This window comes from uncultured Rothia sp. (assembly GCF_937976295.1).
In the GTDB taxonomy this organism is placed as follows: Bacteria; Actinomycetota; Actinomycetes; order Actinomycetales; family Micrococcaceae; genus Rothia.
The window spans coordinates 1-1,553 of record NZ_CALJRY010000177.1; the positions used below are offsets into that span (position 1 = coordinate 1).

Here is a 1,553-nt window from a genome sequence, read left to right on the forward strand (position 1 = left end):
CTTGGACAGTCTCCACTTCCTCGTGATGCTTACAGAATAACGCATTAATGCGCGGTAGAGCTTTCTATGACGCTATTTCTTACGTTCTGCGCATCACATTCTTTGGGTGCGAAAAGATTTTTTGGAGGATTTTGGGGGTGATCCTGCAGGGTCTAGGCGGGTGCATTGAGTGCCTTTGGGGCAGCTTTCAGGGTGGAACAAAAATATTTTAAAAAAATTTTACGAGCACAAAAACCCCGGAATTATGCGGCACAACGGGGTATCCAGGAGTCTTCCGGAGGCGCTTTCAGGCTAATTTCGAGTTTTTCGGCTTGCACGCTCCGAAGGACATCCGTATAGTAGTACCTGTTGCCGCGACGGGTTGAAGAAATCCGAAGCGAGGAACATGCGCCTGTAGCTCAACGGATAGAGCATCTGACTACGGATCAGAAGGTTGGGGGTTCGAATCCCTTCGGGCGCACCAACGATCCCCGGTTCTTCGGAACCGGGGATTTTTTGTGTCTCCAGAAATACGCTCGGAAAGTGCCTCGTCAAAAGTGCCGGGTACAACCCAAGCCACCGCGCTCACGACAGGCGGCGCGGCGCGCAGAAACCACAGCTCATAGAGATACCTATATAGAGGTGCGGCGAATATAGAGGTGAAGCAAGGACGCTCCACAACTACCCCATCCGCACACAACAACTGCACCCAACAACTGCGCCGAAAGTGCGCCTCAACCTGTGAATCCGCAGATTTACGCTCCCAGATGACGTGCTCCGGGGCACACCCGCCAAAAAACGCCTACGATGGAAAGAGGACCCTCCACGCATAGGTTGGAGAGTAGACAACGCGAAGGAGCACTATGGCACAGCTATCCATTCCGCAGTCCCTGATAGGTGCGCTCATCGATATTGCTGATTTGGGAACGCTCGATTACTTCCCGCCCACCGAACGATGCGCCCACTGGTCCCTCTATGACGCGCAACGCCAGGAGCTCCTCTGCCCCTGCGCACCCGCCGCCAACACCACCGTAGAAAAGCTCTTTGAGGCCGCGGCGAAGATTCTCTACGAGAATTTCCCCCGATATATCGATTCTCCCGAGGAGATTATTCCTTATACCTCCCGCCAGGAACTCGTTGCCGCCCTACGCCGCGGCGATGAGGAGCTCGGCGGCGCTAAGCCTCGTGACGAGGAACAGAACGACCTGCAGGTAACCAAAGCTACCGCAGAAACCACAGCAGACTCCATGGCTGAGGCTCCCGATGTAGAGGCCAACGAGGGTGCAGTTCGTGAGGATGCCACGGTTAGCGCAACCGCCGCTCCCAAGCCCGCTGCCCCGAAGCCTGCAGTACCGAAGCCCGCAGCGCCGAAACCTGTGCCTTCCCCCGCGCTCTTTGCCGCCCGCGCGGCACAGGCACCCATCCCGGCTCCCGGCTCGGCACCCATCCCAGCTCCCAGCATGCCGGAAGAAGTGAGCATGCCGGAGGAAGCATCTGTGGAAGCACCCGCAGAGGCAGCAGCAAAAAAGACGGTTCCTGTACCGACCCCCGCCACGGTTACCCCTGAGATCGGA

General features: G+C 57.1%; 1 tRNA gene and 1 pseudogene. Both read left to right on the plus strand.

Annotated elements, in window-relative coordinates:
* Positions 1-387: 387 nt before the first annotated feature.
* Positions 388-463: transfer RNA gene (locus Q0216_RS04900), tRNA-Arg, on the plus strand.
* Between the two features lie 379 nt (positions 464-842).
* Positions 843-1,553, plus strand: a pseudogene (locus tag Q0216_RS04905) (DNA repair protein); the annotation flags it as partial.